General features: G+C 41.5%; 4 protein-coding genes and 1 pseudogene. All 5 read right to left on the bottom strand.

The window, feature by feature from the left end:
• The coding region (locus tag XEN7305_RS17270; protein WP_369792514.1) for a helix-turn-helix domain-containing protein at positions 1-297 on the bottom strand (297 nt) is incomplete at its 3' end.
• The gene (locus tag XEN7305_RS30385) at positions 233-529 is read right to left on the bottom strand and encodes a hypothetical protein (RefSeq protein WP_369792515.1); all 297 of its coding nucleotides are present in this window, start codon (positions 527-529) and stop codon (positions 233-235) included. The genes XEN7305_RS17270 and XEN7305_RS30385, both read right to left, overlap by 65 nt.
• A complete protein-coding gene (locus XEN7305_RS30050) occupies positions 478-609 on the bottom strand; it encodes a hypothetical protein (protein ID WP_255325069.1) in 132 nt (43 codons plus the stop codon). The genes XEN7305_RS30385 and XEN7305_RS30050 overlap by 52 nt, the downstream gene beginning before the upstream one ends.
• Positions 606-854 (bottom strand): IS5 family transposase, encoded by a 249-nt coding sequence (locus tag XEN7305_RS17265; protein WP_006510771.1) that lies wholly within the window; start codon positions 852-854, stop codon positions 606-608. Before XEN7305_RS17265 ends, XEN7305_RS30050 begins: the two co-directional genes overlap by 4 nt.
• A 66-nt stretch (positions 855-920) precedes the next feature.
• Positions 921-1305, bottom strand: a pseudogene (locus XEN7305_RS17260) (transposase); the annotation flags it as partial.
• Positions 1306-1396: the final 91 nt, after the last annotated feature.

The raw sequence follows: 1396 nt of genomic DNA, 5'->3' as shown, positions 1-1396 counted from the left end.
ATAAGCTCGTTTCACCTTAGAAATAGTGGTAATTAGCCCTTTCTTCCCTGAATCTATAAATTGAGCCAGAAACTCTTGTTCTTCAGCTAGTGATAGATAACTACGTCTTCTTCCTCCGGTTCCTGGGGTCTCGACCGCTGCGACTCCTTGACGATTATAGTCTGAAATCACCTGATGTACGGTGCGCTTGCTTGTCCCTGTATGTAAAGCGATTTGAGCTGCTGGACGTGGATCAACTAAAGCATTGTAGATAATAAACCACTTCTGTTGTCGGCGAAAGTTGGTAGCAGTTTTCATCTTTTTCTGCACTTCTTCTACTGAGAGGTGTGGTAAAACTCGACTGACTCTGGGCATGATTCTTCAAACATCTTATATTCCAGTTTCGTACCTTATCAAAATTACACTTTCGAACGCGAATTGGTATTACTAGAAGCAAACCCATAACGTCTACTATTATGTGCCGCTTTCTTCCTTTAATCAGCTTTCCTCCATCAAAGCCTTTCGATAAACCATGATGCCCTGTCTTAATCGATTGGGTATCTGCGATCGCTGCTGAGGGTTCAACATTCCTTCCTGCTTGAACTCTGATTTCTGCCCTGAGAGTATCATGAATTTTTTTGCCACAGTCCCTCTTTTTGCCAGCGACGAAAATAATAATAAACTGTCTGCCATTTGGGAAAATCATGAGGTAATAACCGCCAGGGGCAACCGGCACGAACCAGATAAAGTATCGCGTTGGTGATTTCTCGAAAATCTATGCTCCTGGGTCTTCCCAGATAATTTGCTTCTGGGTATAAGCTAGAAATTTTGGCCCATTGTTCATCCATTAAATCTGTATCGTAACTTCGGCGCATTATTATAGATGAGTATTTTTACTTGCTTCTGATTTTCTTGACTCATTCTATGATTTTTCAAACACGCTCTCTAACACCACGATTCTGTAATTCGCTCATCACATTCAGCCAAAATTTGGACGATTCATTGATGGTCATCCACATTCCCAGTAGCTCTTTCTTCCCCTCTAAATTCACGCCTAATGCTAGATGAAGAGCTTTATTAATTACTCTTCCTTCATGACGTACTTTAACCACTAAAGCGTCCAGGAAAACTATGGGATAGATCTCATCTAAAGTTCGATTCTGCCATGCTTTACGCTCTGCTTCTACTGCCTCAGTTACATTGGAAATCCTCCACACCATACAAATCCTGTAGCTGTTCTTTGATATCACGGTTCGTCATTCCTCGGGCATAGAGGGACAGTATCTTGTCATCAAAGCCATCAAATCTTTTCTGTCCTTTCTTGACGAAAAAAATCACTATATTTGGGGATGTTCTCAGATACCCCCGCTTCAATGTCATACAGAGCAATAGGTAGAGCGAGGTTCATTTCAGAACA

This window comes from Xenococcus sp. PCC 7305, from assembly GCF_000332055.1.
GTDB lineage: Bacteria > Cyanobacteriota > Cyanobacteriia > Cyanobacteriales > Xenococcaceae > Xenococcus.
The sequence above is the reverse complement of the archived record's forward strand: the minus strand, read 5'-3'. Positions and strand labels throughout refer to the sequence as shown.

Coding starts and splice junctions, on each gene's coding strand:
- XEN7305_RS17265 (WP_006510771.1), bottom strand. CDS start 854: ATGCGCCGAAGTTACGATACAGATTTAATGGATGAACAATGGGCCAAA.
- XEN7305_RS30050 (WP_255325069.1), bottom strand. CDS start 609: ATGATACTCTCAGGGCAGAAATCAGAGTTCAAGCAGGAAGGAATGTTG.